The sequence below is a fragment of the Mesorhizobium sp. AR07 genome (assembly GCF_024746815.1).
In the GTDB taxonomy this organism is placed as follows: domain Bacteria; phylum Pseudomonadota; class Alphaproteobacteria; order Rhizobiales; family Rhizobiaceae; genus Mesorhizobium.
This window is the reverse complement of sequence record NZ_CP080525.1, coordinates 6,078,577-6,096,460: the sequence shown is the minus strand read 5'-3', so window position 1 is coordinate 6,096,460 and position 17,884 is coordinate 6,078,577. Positions and strand designations below refer to the sequence as shown.

11 protein-coding genes and 3 pseudogenes are annotated in these 17,884 nt (G+C 64.0%); 1 reads left to right on the top strand and 13 read right to left on the bottom strand.

What is annotated here, in order from left to right:
- Nucleotide 1 precedes the first annotated feature (1 nt).
- From BPNPMPFG_RS30060 to BPNPMPFG_RS30015, 10 genes and pseudogenes are all read right to left on the bottom strand, one after another.
- On the bottom strand, nt 2–859 hold the full coding sequence (locus tag BPNPMPFG_RS30060; RefSeq protein WP_258592184.1) for a 2-aminoethylphosphonate ABC transporter permease subunit: 858 nt from the start codon (nt 857–859) through the stop codon (nt 2–4).
- Nucleotides 852–1,997, bottom strand: coding sequence for an ABC transporter ATP-binding protein (locus BPNPMPFG_RS30055; protein WP_258592183.1), 1,146 nt, complete (start codon nt 1,995–1,997; stop codon nt 852–854). Before BPNPMPFG_RS30055 ends, BPNPMPFG_RS30060 begins: the two co-directional genes overlap by 8 nt.
- 29 nt (nt 1,998–2,026) lie before the next feature.
- Nucleotides 2,027–3,058, bottom strand: a complete 1,032-nt coding sequence (locus BPNPMPFG_RS30050) for a 2-aminoethylphosphonate ABC transporter substrate-binding protein (protein ID WP_258592182.1) — start codon at nt 3,056–3,058, stop codon at nt 2,027–2,029.
- Between the two features lie 257 nt (nt 3,059–3,315).
- Complete coding sequence (locus BPNPMPFG_RS30045; protein ID WP_258592181.1) at nt 3,316–3,594, bottom strand: NAD(P)-dependent oxidoreductase; 279 nt, start codon at nt 3,592–3,594, stop codon at nt 3,316–3,318.
- Between the two features lie 14 nt (nt 3,595–3,608).
- Nucleotides 3,609–4,328, bottom strand: a complete 720-nt coding sequence (locus BPNPMPFG_RS30040) for an NAD(P)-dependent oxidoreductase (protein ID WP_258592180.1) — start codon at nt 4,326–4,328, stop codon at nt 3,609–3,611.
- 2 nt (nt 4,329–4,330) lie between these two features.
- Nucleotides 4,331–5,689 carry a (R)-1-hydroxy-2-aminoethylphosphonate ammonia-lyase gene (gene pbfA, locus BPNPMPFG_RS30035; protein ID WP_258592179.1) on the bottom strand — a complete coding sequence of 453 codons (1,359 nt, stop codon included), beginning with the start codon at nt 5,687–5,689 and terminating at the stop codon, nt 4,331–4,333.
- Nucleotides 5,690–5,760: 71 nt separating this feature from the next.
- A complete protein-coding gene (phnY, locus tag BPNPMPFG_RS30030) occupies nt 5,761–7,218 on the bottom strand; it encodes a phosphonoacetaldehyde dehydrogenase (RefSeq protein ID WP_258592178.1) in 1,458 nt (485 codons plus the stop codon).
- A gap of 213 nt (nt 7,219–7,431) precedes the next feature.
- The gene (gene phnA, locus BPNPMPFG_RS30025) at nt 7,432–8,691 is read right to left on the bottom strand and encodes a phosphonoacetate hydrolase (RefSeq protein WP_258592177.1); all 1,260 of its coding nucleotides are present in this window, start codon (nt 8,689–8,691) and stop codon (nt 7,432–7,434) included.
- 24 nt (nt 8,692–8,715) lie between these two features.
- A pseudogene (locus BPNPMPFG_RS30020) lies at nt 8,716–9,914 on the bottom strand (2-aminoethylphosphonate--pyruvate transaminase).
- 137 nt (nt 9,915–10,051) lie between these two features.
- Nucleotides 10,052–11,758, bottom strand: a complete 1,707-nt coding sequence (locus tag BPNPMPFG_RS30015) for a Na/Pi cotransporter family protein (RefSeq protein WP_258592176.1) — start codon at nt 11,756–11,758, stop codon at nt 10,052–10,054.
- Between the two features lie 155 nt (nt 11,759–11,913).
- On the opposite strand from BPNPMPFG_RS30015, the gene BPNPMPFG_RS30010 reads away from it, so the two are divergent.
- The gene (locus BPNPMPFG_RS30010; RefSeq protein WP_258592175.1) at nt 11,914–12,783 is read left to right on the top strand and encodes a LysR substrate-binding domain-containing protein; all 870 of its coding nucleotides are present in this window, start codon (nt 11,914–11,916) and stop codon (nt 12,781–12,783) included.
- Here the strand turns inward: BPNPMPFG_RS30010 and BPNPMPFG_RS30005 are convergent.
- From BPNPMPFG_RS30005 to BPNPMPFG_RS29995, 3 genes and pseudogenes are all read right to left on the bottom strand, one after another.
- Nucleotides 12,780–15,258 (bottom strand): annotated as a pseudogene (locus BPNPMPFG_RS30005) (GcvT family protein). The gene BPNPMPFG_RS30010 and the pseudogene BPNPMPFG_RS30005 sit on opposite strands and share 4 nt — an antisense overlap.
- Before the next feature lie 145 nt (nt 15,259–15,403).
- The gene (locus tag BPNPMPFG_RS30000) at nt 15,404–15,607 is read right to left on the bottom strand and encodes a glycine cleavage T C-terminal barrel domain-containing protein (RefSeq protein WP_258592174.1); all 204 of its coding nucleotides are present in this window, start codon (nt 15,605–15,607) and stop codon (nt 15,404–15,406) included.
- A 99-nt stretch (nt 15,608–15,706) separates the two neighbouring features.
- A pseudogene (locus BPNPMPFG_RS29995) lies at nt 15,707–17,820 on the bottom strand (GcvT family protein).
- Nucleotides 17,821–17,884: the final 64 nt, after the last annotated feature.

Genomic DNA, 17,884 nt, shown 5'->3' with positions numbered 1-17,884 from the left:
GCTAGGCTCCCAACCGGCCGGCGGCGAACCGGTAGAGGCCGAACAGGCCGAGCGACAGCGCGATGTTGACCACAGCGATGATGCAGGCGACCTGATAGGCCGATTCCTGGATCGCCTTGCCATAGATCAGCAGCGGCAGCGTGATGACGCCCTTGGCGCCGATGAACAGCACAATGCCGAATTCGTTGACGGTCAACAGCAGGCACAGGCTGCCGCCGGCGATGAGTGCCGGGATTGCCGCCGGCAAGATGACCTGACGGACGATGCGAAACGGCCTGGCACCGAGCACGCTTGCGGCTTCGATCTGGCCGCGATCGACCAGCGAAAAGGCGGCGAGCAGCGGCCGCAGGATGAAGGGCGTGTAGACGGTGACCTCGGCCAGCACCACGCCCCAGGTCGAATAGAGGAAATCGACAGGCGGCAGCGGCAGCGAGAAGGCTTCCATCAGCCCGGCATTGAGCATGCCGGCGGAGCCGTAGAGGAAGGTGAAGGCAAGCGTCACCAGGAATGTCGGCAGCGCGATGAAGGTGTCGATCAGCCTGGCGATGAAGCCGCTGCCAGGGAACGGCACGAAAGCCAGGATCAGCGCCAGCACGAGGCCGACGATCAGGCATCCGGCAGTCGCCGCGACCGAGATCGTCACCGTGTTGATCAGCGCGTTGAGGAAGAAGCGCGAATGCAGGACGCGAATGATCTCGGCGAAGTTGGCGACGCCGCTGTCGTCGACAAAGGCCTGGTGAGCGATGAGCGCCAGCGGATAGAAGAACAGCAGCGCCAGCAGGGCCGCCGGCGGCACGATCCAGAATTTTCCGGGCTCGATCTTCGCCACTGGCGCCCTGATGACGGCCGCGTCAGACACCGGCGTCTTCCGGCAGCAGCGAGGTATCGGCGGGCGCAAAGAACAGCGGCACCTTGGCGCCGGTTTCGGGCAAGGCGATCGGCAGCGTCGTCGCCGAGACACGCACCGGCGTGCCGTCGACATCGAGCACGAGATGGGTCAGTTCGCCCTGCCAGTGCACTTCCCTGAGTGTGCCGACGATGCGGTTGGTGTGCTCGCCGTCGGCCGTCAGGCTCAGATGCTGCGGCCTGATGCAAAGCAGGCTCTTGTCGCCGGCCTTCTCGTCGCGGCCGGCGCCTGTGAGCAGCGTGTCGCCATGCCTTGCCGTGGCAAAACCCTTCGCGCCCGCGGCCTCGGCAACCGTCACCGACAGAAGATTGGCGCGGCCGAGGAACTCGGCGGTGAAGCGGTTCGGCGGGCGACGGTAGAGTTCGGTCGTCGGCCCATGCGAACAGACCGAGCCATCGCGCATGATGGCGATCTTGTCGGCAAGCGTCAGCGCTTCGGTCTGGTCATGGGTGACGTAGAGGATCGTCAGGCCCGGCAGGCTGCGGTGCAGACGGGCAATCTCCTCGACCATGTTGCGGCGGATCTGCGCGTCGAGTGCCGAAAGCGGCTCGTCGAGCAGGAGCACACGCGGCCGCACGGCCAGAGCGCGTGCAATGGCGACGCGCTGCTGCTGGCCGCCCGAAAGCTCGCGCGGATAGCGCCTGGCATAGGCCGACATGCCGACGGTGGAGAGCGCATCCTTGATCCGCTCGCCGATCAGCGCCTTGTCGGCGCCTTGCGCACGCAGGCCGAAGGCGACGTTGTCCTCGACCCGCATATGCGGAAACAATGCGTAGTTCTGCACCACCATGCCGAGACCGCGCTCGTAGGGCGGCAGATCGGTCACGTCGGTTGCGCCGATGCGGATCCGTCCGCTCGCGGGCCGCACGAAGCCGGCCACGGCGCGCAAGGCGGTGGTCTTGCCGGAACCGGACGGGCCGATCATCGCCAGGATTTCGCCCGGCGCGATGTCCAGGGTCAACGGATGCAGGACGACATGCGCGCCATAGGCAACGCTGACCTTGTCGAAGTGGACGTTGGAACCGGCGCCGCGAACCTTCGCGGCGTCGATGTCCATCACACTGGTACCAGTAAAGGCGGCGGCCGACATGGCGTGCTCCTCCGGGCTTCCCTTGCGGATCAACTTCCGGTCGCTTCGTTCCACTTCTTGACGTAGTCGGGAAGCTTGCTCAGCGCGTCGCCCCAGTTCGGCGACCATACCGTCAGACCCTTCATCGCCTCCTGCAGCTTGGCGAAGTTGGCATCGGTCGGCGTCACGTCCTTGCGCGCCGGCATGCCGAGGGCAACGGAGCTTATCGTCGACTGGGCCTCCTTGGACAGCAGGAAGTCGATCAGCTTCTTGCCGTTGTCGCCATTCGGCGCGCCGGTCACCAGACCGATTTCATAGGGCAGCGCGAAGGTGGAGCGCACGCCGTCGGGGCCGGCCGGCCAGAACACCTTGATGTTCGGATTATCGGCCATCTGCGACATGTTCATCTGCAGATCGCCATTGGCGACATGCAGCTCGCCCTTGTTGACCAGCGCCGTCAGCTTGCCGGTCGAGGCGGAGGGACCAACATTGTTGTCCTGCAGCTTCTTCATGAACCCGAAGCCGGCATCCTCGCCGCCGAAGGCGTGGATGATCTGCAGCATGACGGCGGTGCCGTCGCCGGCCTGGCCGGGGGTCGAATACTGGATCTTGCCCTTGAACTTCGAGTCGAGCAGGTCGTTGTAGCTCTTTGGCGCCTCGGAAAGCACGGCGCTGTTGTAGATGAAATTCATGTAGTTGTTGACCAGCGGCCGGTATTTGTCGGTGCCGCCGTCGATCTGGGACGCTGCTTCAGGCTTGTAGTCCTGCAGCAGTCCATCGGCCGCGGCGCGCTGGACGAAGGGCGGCAAGGTCACCAGCACGTCGGCCTGCGGGTTCGACTTTTCCTTGGCGACGCGCTCGACGACACCGCCCGAGCCTGCCTCGATATACTGCACGGTGATGCCCGTTGCCTTGGTGAAGGCGGCGAATTCGGTTTCGAACCAGCTGCCATTGCCGTCATGCAGGCCGTCGGCGGAGTAGATGGTGACGACACCGTCGGCGAGCGCCGGTCCGACAAGAGCCGACGACGCCAGCAGCGACGCGGCGAAGGCCATGGAGATGGTTGCATTTCGCGATTTCATGGATCAGTTCCCCTGTGATTGATGGCACATTCTGCGATGCACTATGACGACCGCGCCCCTTGGAACCTTTGGCTTTGTAGCCCGGGTGGATGTCGTCGTTGTGTCAACTCTGGGGATTGGCGATCGATAAGTAAAATCTATTTATTTTATGAGAGCCAAACTTCTTCTGATAGTTGTCATGGAACTGTCGTATCGCTGTCTTGGCGGTGATTCCAGCCTCGCGGAAGGCCGGCGATTGGCGGCAGACATGATGGCAATCAGCCGAACGAAACGCCTGCCGTCTGCGCCCGCAGCCGCGGGTCGAACGAGCGGACGGTCACCGGCCGGCCGTCGAGGATTTCGAAGCAGCGGGCGAGCGCGTCCTCCTCGAGCCGGCGCATCGCCTCCTGCGTGAAGAAGGTAAGATGCGGAAACAGAATGACATTGTCGCGGCTGAAAAGCGCGCTCATCGGATGGCCCGATTTGGCCAGCGGTTCCACCGAATAGACGTCGAGCCCGGCGCCACCGATGCGTCCGGCAACGATCGCATCGACCAACGCCGTCTCGTCAATCAGGGCGCGCCACGCGAGACGTTGACGATGATGGCGGAAGGCTTCAGGCAAGCGAGCTCGGCCTGGCCGATCAGGCCGCGCGTCCTGTCGTTCAGCACGCAATGGATGGAGACGAAGTCGCATTCACGCAACATGGCCTGAAGGTCGTCGACCTTCTCGATGCCCGCGGCGTGCATTGTTGCCGCATCGACACCAGGATCAAAACCGAGAACCCGCGCGCGGAACCCCTGCCCGGCCATGCGCGCCATGCTGCGCCCGATCTTGCCACAGCCGACGAGCCCAAGCGTGGCGCCTGACATGTCGCGTCCGAGCCAGCGCTGCTCGGGCCAGATCCAGCCATCGTGCGACACCGCCGCCGTGATCGCCGGCAGCCGCCTGGCCAGCGCGATCATCAGCGCGAAGGCGCCTTCGGCGACGGTTTCCTCGGCATAGTCAGGCACATTGACGACGGGAATGCCGCGCCGCATCGCGGCAGGGATGTCGATGGCATCGATGCCGACGCCATATTTGACAATGCCCTTCAACCTGGGAGCGGCTTCGATCACTCGGGCGGTGATCGGCGTGTAGCACATGAGCAGGAGATCGGCGTCGGCGACCGCTCTGACGAGATCGGCCTCGGGGACGCCGTCCGGCAGCGTCACCAGTTCGACGCCCCTCGCCCGCAGGCCGGCGTCGATTTCAGGGCATTCGAGTTCACGGTCGGTGCGCACGGCTTTCATGGTCAGGCCGCCAGCACGGCTGCTTCGACGATGTCGAGCGCACGGTCGAGATCGGTTTTCGAAATGACCAGCGGCGGCGACAGCGTCAACACATTGCCTTGGCTGATCTTGAAGCTCAGCCCCTGCTCCAGGCAAGCGTAGAAGACGCGTTCGGCGAGGTCGCGCGCCGGCTGGCGCGTGGCACGATCCTCGACGAGGTCGACACCGACCATCAGCCCCCTGCCCCTGACATCGCCGACATGGGGCGAGCGCGCCATCAAATCGTGCATGCGCCCCAGCATATGCTGGCCGAGTTCCGCCGCGCGCTCGACCAGCCCTTCCTCCAGGATGATGTCGATGGTCGTCAGCGCCGCGCGCGTCGTCACCGGGTTCTTTTCATGTGTGTAGTGACCGATGGCGAAGCCGCCGGTGACGTCAAGGTCGCGCCGCGCGATGACGGCGGCGATCGGCAGGATGCCGCCGCCCAGCGATTTGCCGAGAACGACGATGTCGGGCGTCACGCCATCATGCTCGTGGGCGAAGAATTTTCCGGTCTTGCCGAGGCCGGTCGGGATCTCGTCGAAGATCAGCAGCGTGCCGTGCCGGTCGCAGGCCTCGCGCACCCGTTTCCAGAAGCCGGGCGGCGGCGGGTTGGGGGTCGCTCGCATCGGCTCGGCGACGACCGCCGCCACATCCTGCTCGCGGCCGAGCACGTAGGCGATCATGTTGGCGCAAGCGAGCCCCGACGCCTCCAGGGAATCGTGGCCATAGGGGCAGCGATAGCCGTCCCAGGGCGCGACATGCTCGGTGCCGGTCATCATCGGACCGGCGATGTGGGAGCGGAAGGTCGCTTCGCCGCCGACGCTGGCGGCGCCGAAGCCGGCGCCATGAAAGGCATCCCAGAACGATATCGTCTTGAAACGGCCGGTCGCAGCGCGCGCGATCTTCAGCGCGACTTCGATGGCGTCCGAACCGCCGGTGGTGAACAGCACCTTGCCAAGATCGCCAAGGGCAAGTTCTGCCAGCTTCTCGGCCAGTTCGACGGCGGGCTCGCAGGTGAAGCGCCGCGGCGCAAAGCAGAGGTCGTCGAGCTGCGCCTTGATCGCGGCGACCAGCCTGGGATGGCGATAGCCGAGGTGATGCACGCTGTTGCCGTGGAAATCCATGAAACGGCGGCCGGCAGTGTCCTCGATCCAGATTCCCTCAGCCTTCGCGATCGTCGAAAGACAAGGGCTGGACAAGCTTTGGTGCATGAATGCAGCCGCATCGCGATCGAGCAGGCCGCGGATGCGCGGATCGTTCTGCCCCGCATCCCAGCGGATGCGCGCCGCTGTCGTGTTGGAATCGCCCTCGGTATGCACAAGCTCAGATATCGCGGCCATCACTGTCTCCGAAACGCGAATGAGGGAGCGTGGAACGCCCCCTCGGTTGTTCTGCCAGCGCTGCTGCCCGGTCAGGGCCAGGGCAGCGAAAATGTCTTCACATTGGTGTAGCTCTTCATCGCCTCGATGACGCCTTCCTTGTAGCCATTGCCCGAATCCTTGATGCCGCCGAAGGGTGACATCTCGATGCGGTAACCCGGCACTTCCCAGATGTTGACCGTGCCGACCTCAAGGCCGGCGATGTATTTCTGCATGCGACGGAAATCATTGGTGCAGACACCCGACGACAGGCCAAAGGCTGTCGAGTTGGACAGCTTGATCAGCGCCTCGTCATCGTCCGGGGCACGCACGATCGGGATGATCGGCCCGAACGTCTCTTCCATCACCAGTTCGGATGTGTGCGGCACGCGATCGACGACGATCGGCGGCAGCAGCGCACCTTGCCGGCCTGGATTGTAAAGTATGTCCGCGCCCTGCTCGGCGGCCCTATGCACTCGGGCTTCGAAAAGGGTCGCTGCCTTCTCGTGCACGACGGTGCCAAGGTCGGTCGAGCGGTCCATCGGGTCACCGAAGCGGATCTTCTTCGCCCGCTCCAGCACCAGCGGCACGAAGCGGTCGGCGACGCTTTCCTGGACGAGGATGCGCTTGACCGCGGTGCAGCGCTGGCCGGAATTTTTTGTGGCACCGGCGACGGCGAGATCGGCGGCCTTGGCCAGATCCTCGTCGGACAGATCATTGAGGATGATCAGCGGATCATTGCCGCCGAGTTCCAGCACCTGACGCTTGTAGCCGGCGGTGCGGGCGATCATCTTGCCGACCGGCACGCCGCCGGTGAATGTGATCAGGTCGATGTTCTCGTTGGTGATCATCTCGTTGCCGATATCGGCCGGCCAGCCGGTCACCACCGACAGCATTTCCGGCGGCAGGCCGGCTTCGTAGAGAATGTCGGCCAGCAGCAGCGCCGTCATCGGCGTCAGCTCCGTCGGCTTGACCACCACGCAATTGTTGGTGGCGATCGCCGGCGCCACCTTGTGCGAGACCATGTTAAGCGGATGGTTGAACGGGGTGATCGCTGAGATCGCCTTCAACGGCTCGCGGGTGGTGAAGATCTTGCGCGCCTTGCCGTGCGGGGTGAGATCGCAGGAGAATATCTGGCCGTCATCCTGGATGCACATCTGCGCCGACAGCGTGAACACGTCATAGGCGCGGCCGACTTCATAGAGCGAGTCCGTCTTGGAGATGCCGAGCTCGAGCGTGATGAGATCGGAGATTTCTTCCCGGCGCGAGGCCAGCGCTTCGGCTGTGCGGAACAGGATCTGTTGGCGCTCGTAGCGCGTCAGCTTCGACTTGTAGCCGGCGGCGATCTCGAACGCCTGGCGGGCATGCTCGGCCCGGCCGGCAGGGACGGTGCCAATGACGGTGTCGTTCCAGGGGTAGCGCACCTCGACGACACCATCGGCATCGACTTTCTTGCCGGCAATGCGCATCGGCTCGTGGCGAACTTTGATGGCAGGGTCAAGCTTGGTCATGTGCTCTGCTCCAGCAGATTCCTGGGGGGTGTTGCGGCGGAGGATCGACCCCCACTCCGGCCCTTCGGGCCACCTCTCCCCCGATCGACGGGGGAGAGGAAGTTCGGCAAGGTCAGCGCCCCATTGTTTCCAAACGCGGCGCAATCGGCTCAGCGCCCTTCCTCGGGGAGAGGTGTCGAGCGAAACTCGACGGAGTGGGGGTCGACATAGGGCTCAGCCCGCCAGCGCCGCGGCAAGCGTGGCGTAGTAGAAGGCATCGAAATTGCGCAGAGTCGGCTCGTTCGGCAGCTCCGGCAGCACGCGATTGACGATGAACGGCACCGTCTGCTCGGTCAGTCCGCCATGCGAGCGCAGCGGTTCGTTGAGTGCTGCCAGATCATGGCGGTGTTCACTGGTGCCGATCGTCTTGTTCTCGGTCGAAATCAGCACGATGTCGCCGATGCGGTCGGCCGGCAGTTCGAAGCGCTCGCAGGCGGTCGGGCTGTCGACAACCAGCATGATGCCATCGATCTCGGCCAGCCGCGCCATGATGTTGGTCTGATCGGCACCTGCCGGCAGATAGGCGGTGGCGAAGGAGCCGAGCGCCCCATGATGCACGACATAGGGGTCGGTGATCGGCAGGATGATGCGGGCGGCGTCCTTGCCAAGCCATTCGTCCAGAAGATCCTGGACATAGACGACGTCAGGCGAGCCGTCCGCCTTGTGCTTGGGCTTCATGCCATGGTCGGCGGTGACGACGATCGCGGCGCCCAGCGCATCAAGCTCGGTCAGGTACTTGTCGAACATTTCGTAGAAGGCGGTGGCCTGCGGCACGCCGGGCGCATATTTGTGCTGCACATAATCCGTCGTCGTCAGGTACATGATGTCGGGGCGGAATTCCTTCAGCAGCTGGACGCCGGCGGCGAAGACGAATTCGGACAGCTCGGCCGAGTAGACTTCCGGCACCGGCAGCCCGAAATGTTTCGATGCATTGTCGATGCCGTGCTCGGCTAATGTCGTGGTGTCCGACTTTTCCGCCGAGAAGCACAGCGCGCGGCCGTCGGCGAAAGCGAGACCCTTGCCGAGCAAGGCGCGCAATTTGTCCTTGGCGGTCACCACGGCCACCTTGGCGCCGGCATCGTAGAAAGCCTGGAAGATGGTCGGCGCGCGCAGGAAGCGCGGGTCGTTCATCATCACTTCCTTGCCGGTCTCGCGCTCATAGAGATAGTTGCCGCAAATGCCATGCACCGACGGCGGGCGGCCGGTGGCGATCGACAGATTGTTGGGGTTGGTGAAGCTCGGAATGACCGAGTGCGCAAAGCGCACCGTGCCCTTCTGCTTGATCCTCACCAGGGCCGGCATCAGCCCGGCTTTGATCGCCTCGTCGAGATAGGCCGGCTCGCAGCCGTCGAGGCAGATGGCGATGGCCGGGACACGCGGCCAGGCGTAGGTGCGGCCGTTGACCGCGACGTTGATGGGAGACATCTGGTTCATCGAAAATCCTCGAAATCTGCCGCTTCAGGCGGCGAGTTTGGCGCGCTCGGCGATCGCCGCGGCGGTGGCGCGGCGGTGTCGACGCCCATTTCCTTTAGCGATTGCGCCGCCGCCTCGACGACGCGGCGCATGACATGTTCGTCCATCTGGCCGATGCAGCCGACGCGGAAGCTGTCGACGGCGGTCAGCTTGCCCGGATAGATGATGAAGCCCTTGTCCTTCATCAGATCGTAGAAGCGGTCGAAGGCGAAGTTGGCATGGGCCGGGTTGAAGAAGGTGACGATGATCGGCGACAGCCAACGGTCTTTCAGCAACGTCTCGAAGCCGAGCTCGCGCATGCCCGCCACCATCACGTCGCGGTTTGCAGTATAGCGGGCGCCACGGCCGGCGACGCCGCCTTCGGCCTCATGCTGGCGCAGCGCTTCGAGGAAGGCGGCAACGACGTGCGTCGGCGGTGTGTAGCGCCATTGGCCGGTCTTGTTCATGTGCGCCCATTGCGCATGAACGTCGAGCGACAGCGAGTGGCTGCGGCCCTTGGCGGCTTCCAGTTCGCTCTTGCGGGCGATGATGAAGCCGAAGCCCGGCACACCCTCGATGCACTTGTTGGCCGACGAGACCATCGCCTCGTAGCGGATCTCGTTGACATCGAGCGGGACGGCGCCGAAGGCGCTCATGGAATCGACCAGCAGCTTGCGGCCCTTGGCTTGGACGGCTTCGGCAATCTCGGCGATCGGGTTGAGGATGCCCGAACTGGTCTCGCAATGGATGGCGATCACATGAGTGATGGCACGGTCGGCTTCGAGCGCGGCCGCCACCTCGTCGCCGCGCGGCGGCAGATAGTCGCCCTTGTCGATCAGCGTATAGGCACGACCGAGATACTGCATGGTCTGTGCGGCGCGCAGGCCGTAGGCGCCGTTGGCCAGGACGAGAACCTTGCCGTCCTTCGGCACGAACGAACCCAGCATCGCCTCGACGCAGAAGGACCCGCTGCCTTGCATCGGCACGCAATCGAACTCGCCGTTCGCGTCACCGGCCAGCGCCAGCAGGCGGCGGCGCATATCGGCGGTCATGGCGCGGAAGTCGCCATCCCACGATCCCCAGTCGCGCAGCATCGCCTGCTTGACCGAATGGGCGGTGGTGAGCGGTCCCGGGGTCAGCAGATAGGGCTCGCCCAGCGCCGGTCTGGCCAGCGGTTCCGCGGCAAATTTGGTTTCGGCGAGCATGTTGTCCTCCGACAGGTCGCTTCTTCGATGTGGCTCTATTCTTGGCCTGAATGACATATTTGTAAAATCGTTATTTTGTATCGAAGTATCGATTTATCCGATGACAGAGATCTTGCCTTCGCCCGCCGGCAATCCCGTCACGCCTGCGCCGAAATCATCACGTCCGCTGCCCCGCCGCCCCTGGCCAGCCGGCTCTCAAGCAGATCGCCGCTCTGTGTCAGCAAGGGGTAGGCGACCGACGCCATCAGCGAGTTGATTTCCTTCAGTGCCCGGACCGCCTCCAGATGGATGTCGCTGGTATCGATGCTCTGCGACAATCCCGATTGCAGGCGCTTGAGATGACGGTCATGGCTCATGCGTTCCAGCTTGCGCATCCGCTCCTTCTCGACGACGAGTTGCCGCGCCGAATCGAGATCGCTCGAAACCAGCACGTTGAGCGCAAGCTGCATGTTGGCCATGACACGGTTGTGAAGCCCAGCCAGTTCGGTCCAGCCGTCGCGTGAAAAACGCAGATCCTTCTCGCGCAGCTCCTGCGTGAGCACGAGCAGGTTCTTGGCGACGATATCGCCGGCGCGTTCGAGGTTGATGGCGAAGTCGGTGAGTTCGATGCCGCGCTGAGCCTCGACGGTAGTCATGCTGCCGCGATTGACCTCGGCAAGGTAGAGCTTGATCTCGGTATGGGCGCGGTTGACCTCGTCATCGAGCTTCTGCGCCTGACGGACCTGCTCGGGGGTGCCGGCGTCGAAGAAATCCATCACCGGACGCAACATCACCTCGACGACTTCGCCCATGCGCAGCAATTCGCGGGTAGCACTTGCCAGTGCAAGACCGGGTGTCCGCATGACGGTGCGGTCAAGCGCGCTGGTGCGGCGCGACATGAGGTCCGTACCCTCGCCTGCCTTCGCCGCCGGCCTGTCGGCGATCAGCAAGGTGACGAGCTTTTCCATCATGCCGGTGAACGGCAGGCAACAGACGACCAGCGCCAGATTGAAGGCGAGATGCAGATTGACCAATTGCCGGCCTTCGCTTGCGCCGAACAGATGGGCCGGAAACACCACGGCCTGAAGTGCAAACAAGGCGGCGAGTGCAGCCGTGCCACGGAAGATCAGATTGCCAAGCGGGACACGACGCGCCTCGACAGCCTCGCCGCGCGTCAGCCACACGGCGATCAGCGCGCCGCCGCAATTGGCGCCGAGAATGAAGAACAGACCGACCTCGACCGGCAAGACGCCCTGGGCGGCAAGCGTGACAAACAGCAGGATCGCCGCCACGCTGGAGTGGATCAGCCATGTGAACAGGGCAGCCGCGGCAAAGGCGGTGAAGTAATCCGCGCGGAGGTAGGAGATCACCAATGGCAGCAACGTGCTCTGCCGCATCGGCGCGGTCGCCTCGCCGATCATGTGCAGCGACAACAGAACGAACGCGACACCCATCAGGATGCGCCCGCTTTGCTTGATGCCGCGCGCTTCGAATTTCAGGAACATCGCGCCGCCGAACAGGATCAGCGCCGGCACCAGCCAGCTGAGGTCGAACGACGACACCTGGACGACCAGGGCTGAACCGAGATCGGCGCCGAGCAGGATCGCCAGCCCGGACGATACCGAAACCATGCCGCTGGCGGCAAACCCGGCCGCCAGCATGGCGACGGCGGTGGAGCTCTGCAGCAGCACGGCAAGCACGGTGCCTACGCCCGCCGACCTGACCCGCGCACCGCGGGCTTGTCTCAGGGCATCGCGCAATGTCGGGCCGCAGGCCCGCTCCACACCCGTGCGCACCATGCGCACGGCCCACAGCAGCAGCATGACGGCGCCCGCCAGATGCAGCAGGATGATCGAAAATTGCATGGCTACGCCTCCGGTGCCCGCGGCCGGCAAAGACGTCGACCCTCAGTCAGGCTGATGGTCGGCTAAACATAAGTCAAATCGTTCATTTCTATCTTTTAGTTAGTGCACCTTATGATAAGCTGCCGGAAATTTCGGGGATCTCGAAGGCACAGAAGATGCGCTACGTTCAGTTGCGGGCCTTTCACCAGGTGGCGATCTCCGGCGGTTTTTCGCGGGCGGCCGAAGCGCTGTTCCTGACCCAGCCGGCCATATCGGACCAGGTGCGCAAGCTCGAGGAAGAGTATGATGTGCTGCTGTTCAATCGCAACAAGAAGCAGGTCACCCTGACCCATTCGGGCCAGAAGCTGCTCGAGATAACCCACCGCATGTTCGACACGGAACAGCAGGCGCTCGAACTTCTGACGGAGTCGCGCGCCTTGCGTTCGGGCACGCTGCGCATCGTCGCCGATGCCGCGCATCATCTGCTGCACATCCTCGGCAGTTTCCGGGCTCGCTATCCCGGCGTCCAGGTCTCGGTGCGCGCCGGCAACACCGAGACGGTGATCAGCAGCCTCTACAGCTACGATGCCGACATCGGTGTCTTGGGCGAGGTGCCGACGGGGCGCGATTTCGAGGTGCTGAAACTCAACTCGACGCCGATCATCGCGTTTGCGTCCGTCGATCATCCGCTGGCGGGCAAGAAATCGCTGACCCTGAAGCAACTCGCGCAGGAATCGCTTGTCATGCGCGAACGCGGCTCGAAGACGCGTCAGAAGCTCGAAGACCTCGCCGCGACTTCGAAGATCGAACTGAGGCCTTCGATCGAGGCCGAGGGACGCGAAGCCGTCCGCGAGATCGTCGCCTCGGGCGCCGGCATCGGCTTCGTCTCGGCGGCCGAATTCGGTCAGGATTCGCGGTTGGTCGCGATCACCATCGACGCTCCCGAAACCTTGATGGATGAAGCGTTGATCTGCCTGCGCGAACGCAGCGGCGGCAAACTCGTGCGCGCCTTTCTCGACATGGCACGCTCGATGTCGGCGGATTAAGCCGCAACCCTCACCTCGACCAAGTCCGCCTTCACCCGCTCCGACTTCGGATCGTAAGGACTGCGCAAATGCGCCGTGGCGGCATGGCGAACGCCGGCAAGATCGATCTCGAACCGGCCGCCGCTCAGGAACTGGGCATCGACGCCGGCCTCGTTCTCGATCAGGCCGAGTGCCACCGAGCGGCCAAGCGTGTGACCGTAGGCAGCGGAGCGGACCTCGCCGACCGGCTGGCCATCGCGCAGGATCAGTTCGCCGCCCCACAGCATAGGCTCGGCATCATCGAGTGTGAACAGCACGATGCGCCTGGCCGGTGCCGCCGATGGCCTTGCCTCGACGAGCGCGTCACGTCCGATGAAGCCGCCCGGCTTGTCGATGGTGACGGCAAAGCCAAGTCCGGCCTGCCAGGGGTTGATGTCAGGCGTCAGCTCGCGGCCCCAGGCACGAAAACCCTTTTCGATGCGCAAGGCATCGAGCGCATAGTAGCCGGCGTCGGTCAGGCCAAACGCGCGGCCTGCCTCATGCAGCGCCTCATAGACGCCGACGGCGAATTCGGTCGGCACGATCAATTCCCAACCCAACTCGCCGACATAGGTCATGCGGTTGGCATAGGCGGTGGCGTAGCCGATATCGATCTCGCGGATGGCGGCGAAGGGGAAGCCGGCGTTGGAAAGATCCGCCGGGGACAATTTGCTGAGGAGATCGCGCGATCGCGGGCCCATCAGTGCCAGTACCGCGTAGGAGGAGGTGACATCGGTCAGGATTGCGTGGGCATCGGACGGAATGTTCTTGACGATCCAGTCGGCATCGTGAACCGCTTGCGCGGAACCGGTGACGATGAGGAATTTCTCGGCGTCGAGCCGCATCACGGTGAGATCGCTTTCGTAGCCGCCGCGCGCGTTGAGCACGCCTGTGTAGACCGACGTACCTATCGGCGTATCGACATTGCCGGCGCAGATCCGGTTGAGCACCGCGCAGGAGTCGCGGCCCTGGACGAGAAGCTTGGCGAAGGAGGTCTGGTCGAAGATGGCGACCGCTTCACGCGTCGCCTTCATCTCGCGGCGGACCGCCTCGTGCCAGTTCTGGCGGCCGAAAGCATAGTCGTTCTCGGCCTTCTCTCCCGGTGCCGCAAACCCAGTTGGCGCGCTCCCAACCCATCTTGGAGCCGAAGCAGGCACCCTTGGCGGCGAGCCGGTCATAGAGCGGCGAGCGACGGAAGGGCCGTGCGGTGTCCAATTCGCGGTTCGGCCAGGGCATCGCGTAGTGCAGGCCGAGCGTCTCCTTGATCCGGTCGTGCAGCCAGCGCGGATTGTTGTTGAACGAGGCGAAGCGCCTGATATCGACTGGCCACAGATCCATGGTCGGCGCGCTGTTGACGATCCATTCGGCCAGCGCCCTGCCCGCGCCACCGGCGCTGGCGATGCCCATCGAATTGAAGCCGGCGCCGACATAGAAGTTCTTCAATTCGGGCGCCTCGCCGAGGATGAAGTTGTTGTCGGGCGTGAAGCTCTCGGGACCGTTGTAGAATTTCTTCACCTCGGCCTCGGCCAATTGCGGCACGCGGACCAACGCGTTCTCCATCAGGATCTCGAACTGATCCCAATCGTCCGGCAACAGCGCGAACTCGAAATTCTCCGGAATGCCATTCATGCCCCACGGCTTGGCATGCGGCTCGAAGCCGCCCATGACCAGGCCACCGACCTCTTCCTTGAAATAGATGAAGCCGTCGGGGTCGCGCATGACAGGCAGGCCAGGATGCACGCCCTCGATCCTGCCGGTGACGATATACATGTGCTCAGCCGAGTGCAGCGGCACCGAGACGCCGCACATCAGCCCAACCTTGCGCGCCCATTGGCCGGCGCAGTTGACGACGATCTCGGCGGCGATGGCGCCCTGGTCCGTCTCGACGCCACAGGCGACGCCGTTCTTCGCCGTGATGCCCGTGACCTTGACCCGCTCGAAAATTTTTGCGCCGCGATTGCGCGCGCCCTTGGCCAGCGATTGCGTCAGGTCGGTCGGGTTGGCCTTGCCGTCGCCGGGCAGCCAGACGGCGCCGACCAGGTCGTCCGTCGCCATCACCGGCCACAGCTCGGCTGCTTCCTTGGGCGAGATGACGTCGATGTCGACCCCTTGAGCGCGCGCCGACGCGGCCGTGCGTTTCAGCACCGTCATGCGGTCTGCCGTACGCGCCACCGACAGCGAGCCGCAATTCTTCCAGCCGGTGGCCAGCCCCGTCTCGGCCTCGAGCTCGCCATAGAGCTGCGTGGAATATTTGATCAGGCCGGTCATGTTGGCGTGGCTGCGCAACTGCCCGACAAGGCCGGCGGCATGCCAGGTGGTGCCGCCGCTGAGCTGCCCCTGCTCGAGCAGGACCACATCGGTCCAGCCGAGTTTCGTCAGGTGATAGGCCACCGAGCAGCCGATGATGCCGCCGCCGACGATGACGACGCGCGCTTGCGTGGGGAATTCATGTGCCATGGAAAATCCTGCCGTTTTGCCATGTGCTGGATCATAACAGGCGCATTCCAAATATCAACACAAAATGCCACAAAATATCACATCCTAGAGTAGGCGAGCTCCTCAAGTGTCTCGCCTCAAGCCAATACCGAGCTTCTCACGACCATCATATCCGGACGCGCTCGCCGGCCGGATCATAGGCGCAGCGTTCGACAATCGTGGCACGGCTGCGGCGTCCGAAAGCCTCGACCTCGATCTCCCTCAAATCCATGTCGTTCCCTGCAAGGTAGCCGAACACCAGGGGCGCACCGGTCGTATGGCCAAAATCACCAGACGTCGTCATGCCGACGACGCGGCCGTTCGCCGACATCGCCTCGCCACCGTAGACCGGCAGCGGATCGTCGAGCCGGAAACAGGCGAGCTTGCGCGTGATGCCGCGCTGCTTTTGCGCTTCGAGCGCCTCCCTACCCTAGAAATCGCCCTTCTTCATCGACACGGCAAAACCGAGCCCAGCTTCCAGCGGCGTGTCGTCGGGCGTGATGTCCGCGCCCCAATACAGGTAGCGCTTTTCCATGCGCAAGCTGGAGATCGCCTTGTAGCCGACATCGGCGATCCCGGACGCCGCGCCGGCGCCCTTCAGCACTTCGTACACATAGGCCATGTATTCGGTGGGCACGTGCAGTTCCCAGCCGAGTTCGCCGACATAGGTGACCCGCGCGGCCATGACGGGCGCCCAGCCGACGCGGATGTTGCGACAGCTCATATAGGGGAAGGCGACGTTGCCCACATCGTCCTCGCTGACCTTGGCAAGCACCGCGCGCGCAAGTGGACCGCACTGACGCCAAAGGCGCCCGTCACATCCTTCACTGTGACTGAGCCATCGCGGGGCATGTGGTGGCGAATCCAGCCGCCGTCGCGGGTGCCAAAGGCCGAACCGGTGACGACATGAAAGATCTCCTCGCGCGGTCGCATGATGGTCAGGTCGGCCTCGATGCCACCGCGTTTGTTGAGCAACTGGGTGTAGATCACCGCGCCCTCGCCGCGGTCGACATTGGCTGCAGCCAGCCACTGCAGATAGGCAAGCGCGCCTGGACCGGAGACCTCGAATTTCGAGAACGACGACTGGTCGATCAGCGCCACGCCCTCACGCACGATACGATGCTCGCGGCCGATGATCTCGGCGTAGGGCGCACGCTCGAAGGTTTCGAGCGGTGGCTTTGCTTCGCCTGGACTGAGGAAGTAGTTCGGCCGCTCCCAGCCGAATTTCACGCCGTTGACGGCGCCCTGGGCGGTAAGCGCCTGGTAGAGCGGTGAGCGGCGCAGCGGCCGGCAGGCCGAACGCTCCTCCTCCGGCCAGGCAATGGCATAGTATTTCGAATAGGCCTCGATGGCGCTGTCGCGCAGATAGGCGAGGCCGCCATGCGGCTGGCCGAAGCGGCGCAGGTCGAAGGCCCAGAGATCCATGCCGGGATCGCCCTCCAGTATCCAGTTGGCCAAGGCACGCCCGGCGCCGCCGGAGGCAGCGATGCCGGACGTAAAGCCGCAGGCAACGAAAAAGTTCTCATAGTCGCCGGCAAGGCCCATCACCGGCTCGCCGTCGGCAGAGATCGGGATGGGGCCATTGACCACCGAGCGGACGCCAAGCTCGCCAAGCAGCGGGATGCGGTTCGATGCGCCTTCAATGACTTCGGAAATGCGATCGAGATCGTCGGCAAACAGCTCCTGGCCGAAACTCATGGGCAACTTGCCAAGGCCATAGGCGGCGCGTGTCTGCTTTTCCCAACCACCAATCGCCATCGCACCAGGCTCCGGCTTGACGTAGAAATTGGCGTCGGGGTCACGCAGTGTCGGCAGGTCGTCGGGAACAAGCGGCGACTTTTCGGTGACGAAATATTCGTGCTCGACCACGGTGATCGGCAAGTCGATGCCGGCCAATTCGCCGAGTTGCCGCGCCCACAGACCGGCGGCGTTGACCACGATCTCGCAGTCGATGTCGCCCTCGGCCGTCTTCACCGCCGTGATGCGGCGATCCTTGATGGTGAAGCCGGTGACCGTGACGCCCTCGATGATACGCACGCCGCCGGCACGCGCCCCTTTGGCGTAGGCGTGTGTCAGCGAATGCGGGTCGACATGGCCGTCCGAGGCGATCCATGTGGCCCCGCGCAAGTCCTTGGTGTCGACCAGCGGGAACAACCGCGTGACCTCGTCCGGACCGACCAGCTCCATATCGAAGCCATAGCTCTTGGCGGCCGTGTGGGCGCGCTTCAATTCCTCCCAGCGCGCATCGGAAGCGGCGAGCCGCAGGCTGCCGACATTCTTCCAGCCGACATCCTGTCCTGTCTCGGCGCCGATCCTGGCGCACAGGTCGGCACTGTACTGCATCAGGCGGGTGAGGTTCACCTTGCTGCGCAACTGGCCCATCAGCCCGGCGGCATGCCAGGTGGATCCGGCCGTAAGCACGTTCTTCTCAAGCAGCAGCACATCCTTCTCGCCCACCTTGGCGAGGTGGTAGGCGATGCTCGTGCCGATGGCGCCGCCGCCGACAATGATGATGCGCGCGTGGGTTGGAAATTTGCTTGCCATGAGGGACCGCCCGTCTGGTGAGAGGGCGCAACCATACTCTCTGCCAAACAGATATCAACACAAA

Coding starts and splice junctions, on each gene's coding strand:
- BPNPMPFG_RS30050 (WP_258592182.1), bottom strand. CDS start 3,058: ATGAAATCGCGAAATGCAACCATCTCCATGGCCTTCGCCGCGTCGCTG.
- BPNPMPFG_RS30055 (WP_258592183.1), bottom strand. CDS start 1,997: ATGTCGGCCGCCGCCTTTACTGGTACCAGTGTGATGGACATCGACGCC.
- BPNPMPFG_RS30015 (WP_258592176.1), bottom strand. CDS start 11,758: ATGCAATTTTCGATCATCCTGCTGCATCTGGCGGGCGCCGTCATGCTG.
- phnA (WP_258592177.1), bottom strand. CDS start 8,691: ATGAACCAGATGTCTCCCATCAACGTCGCGGTCAACGGCCGCACCTAC.
- BPNPMPFG_RS30010 (WP_258592175.1), top strand. CDS start 11,914: ATGCGCTACGTTCAGTTGCGGGCCTTTCACCAGGTGGCGATCTCCGGC.
- phnY (WP_258592178.1), bottom strand. CDS start 7,218: ATGACCAAGCTTGACCCTGCCATCAAAGTTCGCCACGAGCCGATGCGC.
- BPNPMPFG_RS30000 (WP_258592174.1), bottom strand. CDS start 15,607: ATGTCGGCGAACGGCCGCGTCGTCGGCATGACGACGTCTGGTGATTTT.
- pbfA (WP_258592179.1), bottom strand. CDS start 5,689: ATGGCCGCGATATCTGAGCTTGTGCATACCGAGGGCGATTCCAACACG.
- BPNPMPFG_RS30040 (WP_258592180.1), bottom strand. CDS start 4,328: ATGAAAGCCGTGCGCACCGACCGTGAACTCGAATGCCCTGAAATCGAC.